Below are 15,776 nucleotides of genomic sequence, written 5' to 3' on the forward strand. Positions count from 1 at the left end.
CGCGCCGGCGGATGCCGGTGCAAGGCGGGGATCGAGGCTAGCGCTCGGAGTGACTGCTTTGGCGGAACAGGCCCGGCACCAGGCGCAGCAGCGCCTCGCGGTCTTCGCCCTGGGTGTGGTTCAGGGCGTGCGTGGGGCCGTGCAGGAACTTGCGCGTGAGCGCGCCCGACAGCGCGTCGAGCACGGCTGCCGGATCGTCGCCGCGCGCCAGCATGCGGCGTGCGCGTTCCAGCTCGGCCTGGCGGATTGCCTCGCCGGCCGATTGCAGATCGCGGATGACCGGCACCACGCTGCGCGTTTCCAGCCAGTGCATGAAATTCTGCACGCGCGATTCGATAATCGCTTCGGCCTGTGCCACTGCGGCCTGGCGCAGCGCATTGCCTTCGCGCACCACGGCGCCAAGGTCGTCGACGGTGTACAGGAATACGTCGTTCAGGCGCGCGACTTCGGGCTCCACGTCGCGCGGCACGGCGAGGTCGACCATCATGATCGGGCGATGCTTGCGGCGCTTGACTGCGCGCTCCACGGCGCCCAGTCCGATGATCGGCAGCGAACTGGCTGTGCAGGACACGACGATATCGAATTCGTGCAGGCGCTCGTTCAGGTCTTGCAGGCGGATGGCCTGCGTCGTCAGCCCTTGTCCGGCCAGTTGTTCGGCGAGCTTCTCGCCGCGTTCGACGGTGCGGTTGGCCACCACGATCTGACGCGGCTGCTGCGCGGCGAAGTGTGTCGCGCAAAGTTCGATCATTTCGCCGGCGCCGATGAACAGCACGCGCTGCGTCGACACACTTTCAAAAATCCGTTGCGCCAGACGCACCGCGGCGGCGGCCATCGATACCGAGTGCGCGCCGATCTCGGTCTGGCCGCGCACTTCCTTGGCCACCGCGAAGGTGCGCTGGAACAGCTGGTTCAGGTACGTGCCAAGCGCGCCGGCTTCGCCAGCGGTGCGCACCGCATCCTTCAACTGTCCGAGAATCTGGGTTTCGCCCAGCACCATTGAATCGAGACCGCTGGCCACGCGGAACGCATGGCGCACGGCTTCGGACTGGGGCAGTGCGTACAAATGCGGCGCCAGTTCACCCGCGGGCACGTTGTGATGCTGGGCCAGCCAGCGCAGCGTGTGCTCGAAACCGTCCTGACCCGGCTGCAGCACATCGGTGGCGCAGTAGATCTCGGTGCGGTTGCAGGTGGAAAGGATGGCGGCCTCGGTGCCGCTGCGGCCAGCCAGATGGGTGCGCAACGCGCCAAGTGCCGGTTTGATCTGCTCAAGCGGAAACGCCACGCGCTCGCGCAGCGAGACGGGTGCCGTAGTGTGATTGATGCCGATCGCGAGCAGTTGCATTTGTGGGGTGTCGTGGCCATCCGGCGCGTGGTCCGGAAGCGGCGATCATTATACCGCCACGCCACAAGGTTGCAGGAAACCCGGCCGTTAGTGCGACATGCAGTATCGTTACGCCACGGCCTCGTCGATGTGGCCAAAAAGACACAGGAGAACGGTATGTTGGGCTTGGCGGTGGTGGGCGCGATGGTCGGTCTGGCGGGGCGACTGCTGCATCCGGCCGGGCGCGTGGTCACGCTGCCGGCCGCGCTGTGGCTGGGCGCGCTGGGCGCATGGGCGTTTTTTTACGCCGGCCGCGCGGCCCATTTCTTCACCGATGGGCAACTTTTTGGTTGGGGCGCGGCCATCGTCGGCGCCGCGCTGTTTGTGGCGGCGTGGGGCCTTTTGCGCCCGCGCCGGTAACGGGTGAATCGACAAAAAAGTCGGTAATCGGTGTGATGCGTGGGTCGATTCAGGCCCTGGCGTCGAGGAATCGGCGCAGGATGGCGCTCGAATAGTGGCTGGCCACGTCGCGCAAAAACGACGAAAAATCGACATGGGCCGCGTCGTCGGCGCGGTCCGACACGGTCCGCATCAGCGCGAACGGCACGCCATATTCGTAGCAGATCTGCGCCAGCGCGGCGCCTTCCATTTCCACCGCCTGCAACGCTGGCAGCTCGGCCCGCAGCGTCGCCACGGCCTGCGGGGAATTGATGAACTGGTCGCCGCTGGCGATCATGCCCACATGCAGGCGCGGCCCATGCAGGCCGAAGCGTGCCAGCACGGCGTCCGGCACGGCCGTGGCCAGGTCGTCGCGCAGAAAATGCGCCACCGCGTCGCGCAATGCAGCGGTGAGTACGGGATCGGCCGGAAATTCGGCCTTGTCCAGCAGCGGCACTTCATGGCGGGGAAACAGCGGTCGCGCGTCCATGTCGTGCTGGACCGTGCGATCGGCCACGACGATATCGCCCACGCTGACCCCCGGTCCGACGCCGCCGGCCAGTCCGGTGAAGACGATCTCGTCCACGCCGAATTCGCGGATCAGCGTCACGGTCGTGGCCGCAGCAGCCACCTTGCCGACGCGCGCCAGCACCAGCACCACGGGTTGCCCGTGCAGCGTGCCGCGGTAGTAGTCGCGCATGCCGATGGTGATACGGGTGGCGCGCGCGTCTTCGTGCCGCATCGCGGCGATCAAGCCATCCACTTCGTCGTGCAGGGCGGCGAGTATGCCAAGCGTCATGATGTCTGGGGCGCAAGCCGCCGTTGTCGAGTCCGGCGCCAGCATACCGGCGACCGTGCGGCAGGGAAAGCGCGTCGCGCGCGATGGTCGCCGTTCCACGAGATTGCGGCGGCCGGCGAGACTTTGGCATGCCGCTTTGCTACATTGCTGCCCATGTCGTCACTCGGGGGATTGCCGGTTGGAAACCTTTTCGACTCGCCGCAGCGTCCAGCAGGCACTTGCCGATTGGCGCGCGCAAGGGCGCCTCGGCGCCGACGCGCTGCGCACGGCATGGACACCCACGCTGCCCGATCGCGCTGCTTGGCATGGCTGGCTTGATCGCGCGCTGATGATCCTTGGCACGGCCTTGCTCTGTGCCGGCGTCATTGTCTTCTTCGCCTACAACTGGGCGGAACTCCACAAGTTCGCAAAATTCGGCTTGCTCGCGGCGCTGCTCAGCGTACTGGCGGCGGTGGCATATGTGCGCCCGTCCGGCGATCTGGCCGGCCACGCGGCGCTGGCCGGCGCGCAGATCGTGTCCGGCGTGCTGTTGGCGGTGATCGGCCAGACGTACCAGACCGGTGCCGATGCGTGGCAGCTGTTTGCGCTGTGGGCGTTGCTGGCGGCGCCATGGGCGCTGGCCGCGCGCGCCGCGCCGCACTGGTGGATCGTGCTGGTGGTCGCCAACGTCGCGTTGCTGCGCTACTGCAGTGTCCGGCTTGGCGTGGGCGCAATGATCGACCTGCTGTTCTCGGCGCCGCAGGCGCGCGACACGATGACATTCCTGCTCGGCGCGTCGCTCTTGCAACTCGCAGTGTGGTTTGGACTCGCCCGCTACGCCACCCACCTCGGATTCCGTGGCATGACCGGCCCGCGTCTGATCGGCGCGTTGGTCTGCGCATATGCGGGATGGCTTGGCGTGATGAGCATGCTGTCCCGGAATTTCGCGCCGATCGGCTGGCTGACCGGTGCGGCGGCATTGGTCGGACTGATCGTCTGGTTCCGCTGGCGCGCATTCGATATCGTCGTGCTCAGCCTGGCCTGCCTGACGGGCATCGGACTGGTCGTCGTGGCGGCGGGGCGATGGCTGGCCGATCGGGATGGTGGATTCGGCGCGTTCCTGTTACTGGCGATGATCACGATCGGACTGGCCGTGGTGGCGGCCACATGGCTGTTGCGCGCATGGCGCGCGGCAGGGGAGCGTGCGGCATGAATCGCGACCGTATCGAAAGAACGCTGTGGAGCCAGTTGAGCGCGCGCGGCGCGGTGAGCGGGGACTACGTTGCCACGCAGCGCGTGCCGTGGCCGATCCGCCTGCTGATGGGCGGCGCAGGCTGGCTTGGCGCCCTGTTCTTCCAGCTGTTTCTGGTCGGCACCGTGTTTGTGTCCATGCGCGAGAATGGCGTGGCGATGGCGGTGACCGGCATCGTCATGATTGGCATCGCGATGCTGCTATTCCGCGTCAAGGCAAAGGAAAGCGGCCGCATCGCGATGGGCCAGTTCGCGCTGGCCATGAGCCTGGGTGGCCAGGGCATGCTGGTGGTCGGCGTGGGGGAAGTGATCGGGGCCAACCGGCTGGTCGACACCGCGCCGTTCTGGATGGGCGTGGCGCTGCTGGAGGCCGTGCTGTTCCTGCTGGTGCCCGATCGGCTGCATCGCTTCATCGCTGCACTGGGGATGTGGTCGGCGCTCGCCATGGCGGTGTGCATCGGCCTGGGCGATCTGGTCGCGCCACGCTGGACGGCGATTCCGGTGGCCCTCGGCGTTCTGGTTGCCGTGGCGCTCGCCATGGTGCTGACATTCGCGCTGCAGGAGGCAGCCGCAGCGGCGTCGGGCCGTCACGCGATGTGGGAGCCGGCGGCCGACGCCACGCTGCTGTTCGCCGTGGCTGGCGCGCTGATCGTCACGGCGTTTGCGCATCCGGTGGATCTGCTCTTTGGCACCGCCACGGCGCGGCCCGCGCCCGGTTTCTGGCTCGCCGGCGCGTTGATCGGTGCGGAGCTGGCTGCGCTGGTGCTGATCGAATGCAAGCGGTTGGCGTGCGATCCGCGCGTCAGCGCGTCGGTATTGGCCGTCGCGCTGGCCTTCGGCGCATTGATGGTGTACGCGCCGGCGGTGAGCGCCGGTGTGCTGGCAATGGCCGTGGCGTTACGGCGTGGGTCGTTGCCATGGCTGGGCCTGGCCATCGGCACCGTGCTGATCGGCTTTGTGTGGTACTACGGCACGCTGCATTGGACGCTGCTGGCAAAGTCCGCCACGTTGGCGGGCGCCGGCGTATTGCTGTTGATGGCGCGCGCGCTGGCCATCGCAATGTCGCGCAAGGAGTCCGTTGCATGAAGCGCTGGATCATTGTTGCCTGGCTGCTGAGCATCGGCATCGCCGCGGCCGGCATCGTCGACAAGGAGCGCCTGCTGGCCAGAGGCGATACGGTGTACCTGCGCCTGGCCCCGGTCGATCCCCGCTCGCTGATGCAGGGCGACTACATGGCGCTGAATTTTGCCATCGGCATGGAGATCACGGCCGCGTACGGGCGGCAGGCGAAGGCGCCCTCGCGCGAGGCGGTGGTCGTGATCCGTCTCGATGCGCGCGGCGAAGGTACTCTCGCACGCTTGCCGCAAGGGGAGCCGCTGGCCGCCGACGAACACCTGCTGCGCGTGCAGTCCGTGCCATCGCGCTGGGGCGGAACGTTGGTGCAGGTCTCCACCGATGCGTGGTTCTTCCAGGAGGGGCAGGCCGATCGCTACGCGCACGCGCGATACGGCGAATTCCGGGTCGACGCGGACGGGCGGGCATTGCTGGTGGGATTACGCGACGATCAGTTGCGCCCGCTCTGAGCCGCTGCGGATGCGTCCTCGCTGGGCGCGTCCCGTCCGAGCGACCAAGCGGCGCGCGGCATGCATTCGCGCTCATTCGGGCCGATAAGCGATCCTACAACCGAGTCCACGACCGCGCGCGGCGGCGAGCAACGAAACGCGGCGCGCGCGCATTACCATCGCCACGACATTCCCGCGCGGAACGCCAGCCCGTCGCGCCCGTTGCCAAACGCGTGCTGGTATTTCAGATCGGTGAACAGATGCGCGGCTTTTGTCATCTGCAGCGTCACGCCTGCGCCGGCTTGCCACCAGTTTCTTGCCAGATCGGGCCGCAGCGATGCGTCGGCCATCGACACCACCGGCAGCGGCGTGAAGTCGCGCAGCAGATCGACCGTCATGTAAGGCCGGAAATGACCGGCTTCGGGGTTGTCGACCTCCCCGTCGCGAAACAGCCGCAGCCCAAGCCGACCCCGCACCGCATTGTCGTTGCCGCCGGACACCTGCGAGATGGCGTCCCCAAAGCTGCTCGCATGCAGAAACTGGTAGGCGATCTGCAGTTGCGGTTCCAGCCGCCAGATGTTGCCGATGGGTAGCGGTTTGCCCGTCTCGGCGGACACGGTGACGCCGTAGCCTTTCTGGCGCGCCTGCGTCGCATAGACGTCCTGGTATTGATGCTCGAAGTAGTTGAATTCGCCCGCGAGGTCCACGTACGTGCCGTCGCCAAGATAGTGCGTGTAGTAGCCGCCATGGCTGATCGCGCTGGTGGAAATCGATCCCGTCGATGCACCAAGGCCAACGCGAGTGCGCGGTGCGTACGAGGTATTGGTATCGACGCTGCCCAGGCGTAGCGTCACGCCGGCCTGGCTGCCGCTGCCGTCCGGGCGCGCGCGGCGAAACACATCCACGCCGCCCTGCATGGAGAACATGGTGCTGTTGTAGCTGGCGCCGCCGCCACGCTGGTCGAGCGTTTGCACGGCGGCACGCGCCCAGCCCCTGCGGGTCGATGTCGATGCGTTGCCTTCCGCAATGGCGATGGCGGCGTCGCCGACGCGCTCGTGCACGGTGCCGATGGTCGCGAATCCGAACTCGCGCATCAGCGCGGGCGCATACATGTAGCCGATGGCGGCAGGGCGGTACGAGGGTTCCGGCCGCTGGCCCGGGTTTGCAAAGTTGGTGCGCAGGAAATAGTCGTCCGCGCCGCTCGATCCGCCGCGTAACAGGAAGTACTCGTAAGCGCCAGCCTGCAGCGGACCATTGGCGAGCTTGAACGCCACATCGGGGCTGGCAGCGCCGATATGAACCAGCCGGATGCCGTCGCCGCTGGTCAGTGCGCCCGTGCCGCCCGCGGGCTGCACCAGCAGGCGATACACGCCGCTGGCGCTGGCGCCGACACGCAGTTCATCAGCTTGTGTGCCCGCGCCGCCTTCGTTAAGCACGGCGTTGAGCACCAGCGTGCTGCCGCGGGCATCCGCGGCGAACAGGCCGCTCGAATTCGCCCTGCGTAGCGTGCCGACCGAAAGGGTCTTGAAGCCGTTGACGGTGGGCGGCGCAAAGGTCAGCGTGCCGCCGGCAAGCGTCAGCGCCGATGCGGCCGACGCGCGCGTCACGTTCCATTCCGATCCCGATCCGAGGGTCACGTCGCCGAGATTAGTGCCGCCGCCAGTCCATGCCGAACCGGCGTCCAGCGTGACGGACAGTCTGCCGGCGCCCATCACGTCCCCGGCCAGGCGCGATCCAGCCGTGGCCGACAGCGCGAGCACGCTGCCCGCGTCGAGATCGGCCAGCACGCCGTTGTTGTCGGTCATCGTTACGCCGGACAGGTTCAGCACGCCGCTGCCGTTGCGCGCCGCCAGCGTCGTGCCGGACGAGGCGAATGACGTATCTGTGGCGCTCAGGCTGATGGGTGCGCCGCCGTGGATCATCAACGCCACGCTGTCCGCCGATTCGGCGCGAACGCTCGATGCGCGCAGTGTCATCGTGCCGCCGTCTTCGAGCATGACGCCATGCGCGGCGCTCCCCTGGGTGTTCAGTCGCGCGCTGTCTGCCAGCCCATAGCTGCCGACGCCGGTCACGTACATCGCCGATGATCCCGCGCCGCTGGTGATCACGGCTGCATTGCCCACTTCTACCCCGCCGCCCGATTCGGCAAACAAGCCGTGCGACTGGCTGCCGAGCGTGGAGATGCCCGCGCCTTGCGACACCAGTTGGCTGCCCGCGTCGATCGCGTGAAACCCCGCCGCGTTCGCGCCGCGGGTCTGCACCAGGCCGTTGACCAGCAGCAATCTGCCGCCGGTTTCGGCGCGTGCGCCTTCGGCATCATCGCCGTTCGTTACGGCGACGATCTGGGTGCCCAGCAACACATCGGCGGTGCTACGGGAGAACAGCGCGTGGGCGCGCAAGCCGCTAGTGCGGATTTCCACCCGGCCTTCGCGGCCATCGATCGCCAGCCGCGACGTTCCCACGCCGGCCGGTTGCGCGAACGCGCCGTAGGAATCGTCGCCCACCGTCGTGATCGTGCTGGCGCCGATCACCAGCACATCGGCGCCATTCTCGGACACCACACCCGTCGCGCCCGTCGTCGAGCGCGCGCCGCTCATGTGGATCGTGACGTCGCGCGCCACCAGCACCGACTCCACGCCGTTGGCGGCCACGCCGTATGCGCCGGTCCCTGACATATTCACATTTACGCCGGTCAGCTGGACCGCACCGCCTGTGGTCGCTTGCGCGCCGACCTGTCGATCGCCGACGCTGCCGTCGATGGTGGTGTTGGCGAGGCTGACCGACGATCCGCTGCGCGCCACGGCGCCGCGCGAATTGGCGCCCGTGATGGCGATGCTGGCGCCGTCCACGGTTACCGACGATTTCGAATCGGCCTCGATGCCGTAGGCTTCGGCGCCGCCAGTGCGCAACTGCAGGCCGCCCGCGGTGGCGACGATCACGCCTGCGCCGGTGGCATAGAACGCGTGCCCGAAGGCCAGAGCGACCGTGCCGGTATCGTAAGTCTGGTTGGCGGGCACGATCGCCGTGCAGCCGTCCGCGCGCAACTGGTTGGGCGATCCGAGCGAGCACGGCTGCGCCGGCATGCTCCACGCCATGCACAGCAACAGCGCGAGCAAGTACCAGCGCGCCTGGCGACATGGAGACCCACTCGGCCTGCGAACGCCGTCCTGCATTGGCCTGCTCCTCGTTCACAAATCGAAACGAGCATAGGCGTCGCGCAGGCGACAAACTAGTGACGCGCCAGCTTCTGGCAACGTCGAAGCACGCCTTGCATTCAGGCGCCGATCAGTGTCTGCGGGCTGACGTCGAGACAAAAAAAGCCCGGCGTTTGCCGGGCTTTTTCGTGGGGAGCGAAGACGCTTAGACGTTGATCACACGTTTAAACGTTGATCGGTCGGCAAAGGGCCGTGAATGCTAGGTTTCGCGGGGAAATCGGGCCACGGCCTTTGCGGGAATCGCTGGAAGTACCCCCAGTTGTACCCCCATGGGGGTATCGGGATGATAGATCAGTCCGGCTACCGGTGCCAGCGCCGCGCCCAGCCGGATAAATCGGCTATGGCGCAGACCGCATTGTTGGCTGACGCCTTGAACGGTACGCGATGAGATGCAGGGGAACGGGCCGCTGTGGCCCAGACCTTGGAGAACTCCCATGGCAGACCATCACAACCGCCACAATCCGCTGGGGCAAGACGCCCTGTTCACTACGCCGGCCTCGCTTATGCTCGATGCCCGCCTCACGCCGCTGGAGCGCAATGGCTGGCAGGTTCTGCGCATGCTGCGCTCTGCCGAGGGCATCAGTCCGCTGGCGAATCTGGGGCAGTTGCGCCGCCCCCGCTGTCAGAATAGTTGGAACCTCAGTTGCTGTTAGAGTCCCAAACCATTGGGGGCAAAGAGAAGGTTCCGATGAAGTATTCCGCAGAACGCCGGGAAGCCATCCTGAAGAAGTTACTGGCCCCGCACAACCGCACGGTCTCCGACCTGGCACGCGAAGAAGGCATTTCCGAGGCCACGATCTATAACTGGCGCAAACAGGCCCGCGGCCAGGGCCGTTTGTTGCCAGACCAGGCGTCGGACAGCGAGGGCTGGAGCTCGCAGGACAAGTTCAACGCCGTGCTGGAAAGCGCTGCGCTGTCCGAAGTGGAGCTGGCCGAGTACTGCCGGCGCCGGGGACTGTATGCCGAGCAGTTGCGCCGCTGGCGAACGAGTTGCGAGCAGGCCAACGCGCAGAGCCAGAGCGCCGCCCGGCAGGAGGCCGACGCGCTCAAGGCTGAACGTCGCCGCACGCGCGATTTGGAGCGCGAGCTGCGCCGCAAGAACGCCGCGCTGGCTGAGACGGCAGCATTGCTGACCTTGCGAAAAAAAGCCCGGGCGATCTGGGGGGACGAGGAAGAATGACCAATGCCCAGGATCGCCGTCAAGCTGTAGCGTTGGTCGATGAGGCTCGCCAGGCCGGTGCACGCTTGCAGAGCGCATGCATCGAACTCGGTATCGGCTTGAACACTTATCGTCGCTGGGCGACGGGCGATGAGGACAGACGCCCGCACGCCATACATGCCACGCCATCGCATGCACTGACAGACGCCGAGCGCCAGGCCGTGCTGCAGGCCTGCCACCGTCCCGAGTTCGCCAGCCTGCCGCCGGCGCAGATCGTGGTACGGCTGCTCGATGAAGAGGGCCGGTACCTGGCGTCGGAGTCGACCTTCTATCGCGTGCTGCGCCAAGCCGATGAGCAGCACCGCCGTGGCCGGGCGCGCGCGCCACGTCACGCTGGCGCACCACGGCGCCACTGTGCCGACGCACCCAACCAGCTCTGGAGCTGGGACGTCACGTACCTGCATACGCGTATCCGCGGCCGGTTCTATTACCTGTATCTGATCCTGGACATCTACAGCCGGAAAATCGTCGGGGCCGAGGTGTTTGAATCGGAGAACATGGCCAACAGTGCCACCATCATCCAGCGCGCCGTGCTGCGCGAGCAGTGTCAGCACCGACCCCTGGTATTGCATGCCGATAATGGTAGCGCCATGAAAGGCTCGACCTTGCAGGTCACGCTCGAGAAGCTGGGCATTACCGCCTCGCACAGCCGACCCCAGGTATCCAACGACAACGCGTATTCCGAGGCCCTGTTCCGCACCTGCAAGTACCGGCCCGGTTACCCGATCGACGGCTTTGCAAGCGTGCAGGCCGCACGCCTGTGGGTGCATCAGTTCATCCACTGGTACAACCATGAGCATCGCCACAGCGCCATTCGCTACTTGGCTCCGGCGCAGCGTCATGCGGGCCTGGATGCCCCCATTCTGCAAGCCCGACAGCGCCTGTACCAACAAGCCAGGCAACGCCACCCAGCACGATGGTCGGGAAAACTACGCAACTGGCAGCCCATCGGCAGCGTCTGGCTCAACCCCGAGCCGGATCAACATGAGCAAGACACCGATCCAGTATTAGAGGCCGCATGAATCAGGTTCCAACTGCCTTGACAGACGCCGCGGGCAAGCCCATGCGGACGCGCCAAGCTTCGATCGCCCGCCGGGTGGTGTCGTTGAATGTGCCGTCGACCGCGCCTTGGTACAGCCCCACCTGGCGCAGCCGGTGCTGCAACTCCCTCATATAACCGGTCTGCTCCGGCGCCGTGAACCAAGAACCGACGTCGGTGTTGTTCAGCTCGGCTTCGGTCGGCACGCGCGAGCGCAGTAGCAGCGTGTCCCAGGTCTGCTGGTCGACCATGCCGGTGGCGCGGAATCCGTTGTCGCGTTGAAACTTCAGCACCGCCTCTCGCGTGAGCATGCCGAAGCGGTCGTCGACATCGTACAGCGCAAGGTATTTGGCAAGCCGCAACCGCACCTGCAACTCGCGCACTTGCGGCGACTTCACGCGGTAGCGCAGCTCCTGCGTGAGTGACCCTGACCCGCCGATCGCACGCAGCGTGGCGGCCTGGGCCCCCGTGGGTGCGCTGTGGCGCGCCGCAGGGCCTGGCGTTTGCGCCGCGGCGGCCTCGGAAGCCGTCGTCCGAGCGGAAGTCAGGCGAAGCCCGGGCTCCGTTGACGTGGCCTGTGCATGCGCAGGTAAGGCAAGACTGAAGAATGCTGCCGCCGTGATGACGAGTAAGCGCGTGCAAGAAGAAGGCCGTGGGATCATGACCGATGATTGTCGAGCCGGCAGCAGACTTGCGTCAAGCGGCATAGCGCACGGGGTTGGTCCGTAAACCAGCGGCGGGCACGAGCAGGCGCTTCTGGCCCGTTGCTGGTGGTGGCACACGTACAACACAGACATGTGGCTTTTTCTGCCCGGGCGGCCGCTCCTCCCACCTCAGATTCCGCCCCAGCCTGGTAACTCGGAATTTTGGACAGATTGACCAAGGACGCCTTGACAGCGTAAACCTACCCTCGATGTCTGAAAAGCACTCGATTACCCAGCGATGCTGGGTAAAAATGTCTGAAAAGTAGTTGATTACCGCTTGTTTTGTCTGAAAAGTAGCGGATTACTGCGTGCTATGTCTGAACACTAGAGCCTGTTATGGGCTTATCGGAGTGCCACAGTGTGGGTGGAAATCATGGTGGCCAACGGCTTGCCCCGTGGCTCATGGTTTTTCAGCACACCTACCTACTGGGCGCGCCGTCACGGACACTCCCTGTCTACTCCAGAGCGATAGTGCCCTCGAATGTCACATTCAATTTGACGCCGGCAATCTCAAGCGTCATCGTGGCAGGGAGCTTTTCATTCCCGGTTATGGCCTTCTCGGCCAGCGCGCTGGCGACCGCTTTCTCGATTTCGTTCTGGGAGCTGACGCCCACCATCTTCAGAAATTTGCGCAGACTCAGGTTGAATGTTTCTTCGTTCATGATTCCCTCTTCCAAATGCCCCTTAGCACGCTCCCCCTTCTCTACTGGACGGGATTCGTATGGGTTGCAGCGGTTGGCCATTTGTCCTGCTGCGCCCGACACATTTCAAGTTCCCGGGACAGCGAGTCGATTTGCGACTGCATGCTAGCGGCCCGCCTAAGCAACTGGCCGACTTGGTCCCAGTATTCATAACCTAGGTCGCCGTCTGCCAGTGCGAGTTCATGGAGCTTGCGAAGTGCGACGTCCAAGTCGATGCGATTGTCTGATGACATCATTTTCCTCCCCGGTTTGTCCGCACCATCATTTATTCGAAACTCAAAACAACCGCGCCTTTTCTCGCTTAGTGTAAGCGCTTTCTCGCGCGGGTCGTAGTTCGAGTCAGCTTGAGCAGATTGATGGTCGAAGTTAGAGCAACGGTTTCTGCCAGTCAATCCAGAATCCGCTAATCGCTTGGCTCGCCGGCAGCGCGGAAGTCTGCATCCTTCAGAATTTGCCGTGTGCGTGACATGCGCCACGAACTCTCTGCGGCAGAGAAATCCCACGCGCCGGAGCGAACCTTGTTCTCGACGCCCAACTCGACCCGGCGCAAGCCCTCATCGAAGCCCCCTCCTTTGGTGTCAATTTTGCGCTGGGTGTAGACCGCAAGCTGTTGCGCCAGGTCTTTGCCCGCGGCATACTGCTGGTACAACTCATCAGGCGTCAAACCAGCAAAGTACTTATTGCCAACTTTGCGCAGCAGCAGTTTCGGACGCGAGCCTGCAAGCGCGCCCGCCTGCGTCTCCCGCAGGAAATCTTCCGGCATAGCATGTTCATTCGTCATGGCCGCCTCCTGCTGGACAAGGAACTACGGCGCGGGCACGAACAGGTCATGTCCGGCTCTCGCGCCGATAACCGCCAGCCGGCCGAGGTCGGCGATTCGAATCAGTCCGCCGCGCATGGCACCATCTGGCAACTGTTTCGCACCGACCAGTTCGACGCCGGGCAGCAAGCGAGACAGCGCTGACGACTTTGTACCCATGGAGCGAGCCAGGTCTGCCAGCGGGATATAGCTCTGGCGGAACGCCAGCAACTGATGCGGCAACACGACCCGGCAAGGCTGGCCACGGCGTTGAATCGACTCGGACGCCAGCAGCCCTTCGTCCACCCAGTGCGCGATGGACTCCCATTTCCAGCCTGTCGCTTTGGCCAGTTGCTGAATCGACATGCCGGCCTCGAGCAGCGGCGTGCCGAAATACCGTGACACGTCCGCCCTCAGAAAGGACATTTCGCCCAGTGTTCGAGCATGTGCGACGGCTTTCACAGCGCCGTTCGCAATGGCCTGCATCAGCGACTCGATGGCTTGCTTCTCGCCCATGCGCCGGCTGGTCAGTTCCGCCCAGGTGAGGGTCGCATCATCGGCGACCGCAACGGGTGCGGTCCACCGGTCCACACGCGCATATAAATCCAGCACGGATTGGCGCTCGACCGGGCCGCCTTTCAGGAGGTCTTCGCGCCAGCGGATGTCTGACCGGATATCGGACACGGCTCGACCATTTCTTCATATATCGGCCACCTCTTTCCATGTCCGCTCAATTCAGGTACTGCACTCACCACCGTCAAATAACCCCTGACCTTGAATTCCCTTCACGAGAAAGTGAACGAAAGTTTGAGCGATGTCGGCGCCGGAGAGATCGCCGTCGAGTCTGTACCAGCGTGGAATGCTGGTGATCGCGCCCATGAACCAGAATACGGCGAGTTTCGGGTTGCACTCGGCAATAGTTTTGTCGTCTATACCTTCCTGTATTAAGTCGCGCAGGCGAAGATCGAATTGCCGACGGCGCGCCATGATCTGCTTGCGGTCTTTAGGTGTCATCCCGCTGTATTCGTGAAGGACGGCGGAAGCTCCCAGTTCGCTGGCAAAGTCTCGAATGTATATCGACACAAACTTCTCAAGTTTTTCGAGGCCATTTTTCCCTGTTGTCATCGCCTCCTCAAGCGCCATATCGCCGATCTCCATCGAGAGATTGTGGCATTCGTATAGCAACTCCTGCTTACTCTTGAAGTAGTGATACAAGGCCGGCTTGGTCACATTTAGGCTTTTCGCGATCTCGTCCAGCGAGACGTTCTGGTAACCACGATGTCCGAACGCGCGCGAGGCCTCTGCGATCACCGCCTGCCGTTTCAACTGGTATTGCTCGTCTTGGCTCTTGACCAAATTGTTCCATCGTCTGGGCGCTATTGCCTTCCTCTTGGTACCCGCCTTCTTCGCCTCAGCGCGTTCGATGATGCTTTCAACCTTTTTCATTTTTTCCCTCGTCGCTGTGCGGTGACAGTCTACTTGCCGATAAAAGGCCCTACCAAAGATTCAATTATAAGACCCGGGCTCGCTGCGCCCTATTACGAGAGGCGCTTTCCACTACGTTGCAGTTGCATTTCCACATCAACACCAATGATGAGCGAAACCTGTACCCTTCCGTCGCGCTCAGACTAGAAAGTCGCTGTGGACGGATGTCTAACCGAATAGTAATATTATTGACTAATAAGTAGATTTTATACCAGTGCACGCTGACGCTCATGCCAGGCAGATTTTGGATGACTGCCGCGTACCCAGGAAGTCAGCAGCCGCTGGATTCATTGACAGACTGAGTAATGGCAGCTCATCCATGATATTCAATCGCTCCTCGTATGTTCCTCGACCGCATGCCGTGCCCGTCATCGTGGCGCCGATGTTTCTCATCTCTGGTCCCGAACTAGTAACCGCCTGCTGCAAGGCTGGAGTGATCGGCTCCTTCCCATCGATTAATGCCCGCACGCCAGAATTACTGGAAGATTGGCTCGTGGACATAGAGACATCGCTCGCCGCTGCCCGCGCGGCAAAGCCTGAACAAATCGTGGCCCCCTACGCAGTCAATCTCATCATGCATGCAAGCAACAGCAGGCGTGACACCGATCTCGCCATCCTTGTGCGGCATCGTGTACCGCTGGTCATTGCGAGCGTCGGGAACCCGGGACCGGCAGTCAGAGCAATACACGACTATGGCGGCAAGGTGTATTGCGACGTGGCGACGGTCAAGCACGCACGCCGAGCCATCGAGGCGGGGGTAGATGGCCTGATCCTATTGTGCGCCGGCGCCGGGGGACACACGGGGTGGATCAATCCCTTCGCCTTTCTTCGGGAAGTACGCAGCTTTTTCGATGGCCCCGTCGTCCTGGCCGGGGGCATCACGGATGGCCGGGCAATACGGGCCGCGCAATTACTCGGCGCTGATGGCGTCTACATGGGAACGCGTTTCCTAGCGGCCCAGGAAAGTCTCGCCTCGGAAGACTATAAACGCACGTTGGCAGCTAGCAGTGCGGACGACATCGTCCTGACCACGGCGGTGACCGGCATGCCTGGTAATTTCCTGCGTAGCAGCTTGGAACGCTACGGCCTGTATCCAGAGCACGACAACGACCAAATTTTTCGCATCCCTGGTCAGGAAAGCGAAGGCAAGCGCTGGCGCGATATCTGGAGCGCCGGCCATGGAGTGGGCACGGTGCGCACCGTCGAGCCGGCCGCCGAGATTGTGAGGACGCTGATCAAGGAGTTCAACCAATCCGCCGTCTGA

General features: G+C 64.1%; 14 protein-coding genes and 1 pseudogene. 7 read left to right on the forward strand and 8 right to left on the reverse strand.

Going from position 1 to position 15,776, the window contains the following annotated elements:
• Positions 1-37: 37 nt before the first annotated feature.
• Positions 38-1,342 (reverse strand): glutamyl-tRNA reductase, encoded by a 1,305-nt coding sequence (gene hemA, locus F7R19_RS13375; protein WP_061953272.1) that lies wholly within the window; start codon positions 1,340-1,342, stop codon positions 38-40.
• A gap of 156 nt (positions 1,343-1,498) precedes the next feature.
• Here hemA and F7R19_RS13380 point away from each other — a divergent pair, with 156 nt between their 5' ends.
• On the forward strand, positions 1,499-1,741 hold the full coding sequence (locus tag F7R19_RS13380; protein WP_061953370.1) for a hypothetical protein: 243 nt from the start codon (positions 1,499-1,501) through the stop codon (positions 1,739-1,741).
• Positions 1,742-1,790: 49 nt separating this feature from the next.
• Here the strand turns inward: F7R19_RS13380 and F7R19_RS13385 are convergent, their stop codons facing one another.
• Complete coding sequence (locus F7R19_RS13385; protein ID WP_150980944.1) at positions 1,791-2,558, reverse strand: 5'-methylthioadenosine/adenosylhomocysteine nucleosidase; 768 nt, start codon at positions 2,556-2,558, stop codon at positions 1,791-1,793.
• 178 nt (positions 2,559-2,736) lie between these two features.
• Between F7R19_RS13385 and F7R19_RS13390 the strand changes: the two genes are divergently transcribed.
• From F7R19_RS13390 to F7R19_RS13400, 3 genes are read left to right on the forward strand one after another with little or no spacing between them, the layout of a single operon-like run.
• Complete coding sequence (locus F7R19_RS13390; RefSeq protein ID WP_150980945.1) at positions 2,737-3,750, forward strand: DUF2157 domain-containing protein; 1,014 nt, start codon at positions 2,737-2,739, stop codon at positions 3,748-3,750.
• Entirely contained in the window at positions 3,747-4,874 is a 1,128-nt protein-coding gene (locus tag F7R19_RS13395) for a DUF4401 domain-containing protein (RefSeq protein WP_150980946.1), read from the forward strand. Before F7R19_RS13390 ends, F7R19_RS13395 begins: the two co-directional genes overlap by 4 nt.
• Positions 4,871-5,371 carry a GDYXXLXY domain-containing protein gene (locus tag F7R19_RS13400; RefSeq protein WP_150980947.1) on the forward strand — a complete coding sequence of 167 codons (501 nt, stop codon included), beginning with the start codon at positions 4,871-4,873 and terminating at the stop codon, positions 5,369-5,371. The genes F7R19_RS13395 and F7R19_RS13400 overlap by 4 nt, the downstream gene beginning before the upstream one ends.
• A gap of 152 nt (positions 5,372-5,523) precedes the next feature.
• On the opposite strand, the gene F7R19_RS13405 is transcribed toward F7R19_RS13400, so the two are convergent.
• Complete coding sequence (locus F7R19_RS13405; RefSeq protein WP_170292591.1) at positions 5,524-8,466, reverse strand: autotransporter family protein; 2,943 nt, start codon at positions 8,464-8,466, stop codon at positions 5,524-5,526.
• A gap of 533 nt (positions 8,467-8,999) precedes the next feature.
• Between F7R19_RS13405 and F7R19_RS13410 the strand changes: the two genes are divergently transcribed.
• Both F7R19_RS13410 and F7R19_RS13415 read left to right on the forward strand, forming a co-directional pair.
• Positions 9,000-9,218, forward strand: a complete 219-nt coding sequence (locus tag F7R19_RS13410; RefSeq protein ID WP_223505856.1) for a hypothetical protein — start codon at positions 9,000-9,002, stop codon at positions 9,216-9,218.
• Positions 9,219-9,253: 35 nt separating this feature from the next.
• A pseudogene (locus tag F7R19_RS13415) lies at positions 9,254-10,806 on the forward strand (IS3 family transposase).
• A 1-nt stretch (position 10,807) separates the two neighbouring features.
• Here the strand turns inward: F7R19_RS13415 and F7R19_RS30175 are convergent.
• The 5 genes from F7R19_RS30175 to F7R19_RS13445 form a co-directional block, all read right to left on the reverse strand.
• A complete protein-coding gene (locus tag F7R19_RS30175; RefSeq protein ID WP_050978206.1) occupies positions 10,808-11,221 on the reverse strand; it encodes a peptidoglycan-binding domain-containing protein in 414 nt (137 codons plus the stop codon).
• A 761-nt stretch (positions 11,222-11,982) separates the two neighbouring features.
• Positions 11,983-12,189: a DUF6494 family protein gene (locus tag F7R19_RS13425; protein WP_041862738.1), complete on the reverse strand. Its 207-nt coding sequence runs from the start codon at positions 12,187-12,189 to the stop codon at positions 11,983-11,985.
• Positions 12,190-12,631: 442 nt separating this feature from the next.
• On the reverse strand, positions 12,632-13,009 hold the full coding sequence (locus F7R19_RS13435) for a hypothetical protein (protein ID WP_012248132.1): 378 nt from the start codon (positions 13,007-13,009) through the stop codon (positions 12,632-12,634).
• 24 nt (positions 13,010-13,033) lie between these two features.
• Positions 13,034-13,711 (reverse strand): hypothetical protein, encoded by a 678-nt coding sequence (locus tag F7R19_RS13440; protein WP_012248131.1) that lies wholly within the window; start codon positions 13,709-13,711, stop codon positions 13,034-13,036.
• Between the two features lie 51 nt (positions 13,712-13,762).
• Entirely contained in the window at positions 13,763-14,473 is a 711-nt protein-coding gene (locus tag F7R19_RS13445) for a TetR/AcrR family transcriptional regulator (protein WP_012248130.1), read from the reverse strand.
• 358 nt (positions 14,474-14,831) lie between these two features.
• Between F7R19_RS13445 and F7R19_RS13450 the strand changes: the two genes are divergently transcribed.
• Positions 14,832-15,776, forward strand: coding sequence for an NAD(P)H-dependent flavin oxidoreductase (locus F7R19_RS13450; protein WP_012248129.1), 945 nt, complete (start codon positions 14,832-14,834; stop codon positions 15,774-15,776).

Source organism: Cupriavidus pauculus, from assembly GCF_008801835.1.
In the GTDB taxonomy this organism is placed as follows: domain Bacteria; phylum Pseudomonadota; class Gammaproteobacteria; order Burkholderiales; family Burkholderiaceae; genus Cupriavidus; species Cupriavidus pauculus.

Excerpts from the sequence above, each read along its gene's own strand:
- hemA (WP_061953272.1), bottom strand. The coding sequence starts at position 1,342 with ATGCAACTGCTCGCGATCGGCATCAATCACACTACGGCACCCGTCTCG.
- F7R19_RS13380 (WP_061953370.1), top strand. The coding sequence starts at position 1,499 with ATGTTGGGCTTGGCGGTGGTGGGCGCGATGGTCGGTCTGGCGGGGCGA.
- F7R19_RS13385 (WP_150980944.1), bottom strand. The coding sequence starts at position 2,558 with ATGACGCTTGGCATACTCGCCGCCCTGCACGACGAAGTGGATGGCTTG.
- F7R19_RS13395 (WP_150980946.1), top strand. The coding sequence starts at position 3,747 with ATGAATCGCGACCGTATCGAAAGAACGCTGTGGAGCCAGTTGAGCGCG.
- F7R19_RS13400 (WP_150980947.1), top strand. The coding sequence starts at position 4,871 with ATGAAGCGCTGGATCATTGTTGCCTGGCTGCTGAGCATCGGCATCGCC.
- F7R19_RS13410 (WP_223505856.1), top strand. The coding sequence starts at position 9,000 with ATGGCAGACCATCACAACCGCCACAATCCGCTGGGGCAAGACGCCCTG.
- F7R19_RS13425 (WP_041862738.1), bottom strand. The coding sequence starts at position 12,189 with ATGAACGAAGAAACATTCAACCTGAGTCTGCGCAAATTTCTGAAGATG.
- F7R19_RS13435 (WP_012248132.1), bottom strand. The coding sequence starts at position 13,009 with ATGACGAATGAACATGCTATGCCGGAAGATTTCCTGCGGGAGACGCAG.
- F7R19_RS13445 (WP_012248130.1), bottom strand. The coding sequence starts at position 14,473 with ATGAAAAAGGTTGAAAGCATCATCGAACGCGCTGAGGCGAAGAAGGCG.
- F7R19_RS13450 (WP_012248129.1), top strand. The coding sequence starts at position 14,832 with ATGATATTCAATCGCTCCTCGTATGTTCCTCGACCGCATGCCGTGCCC.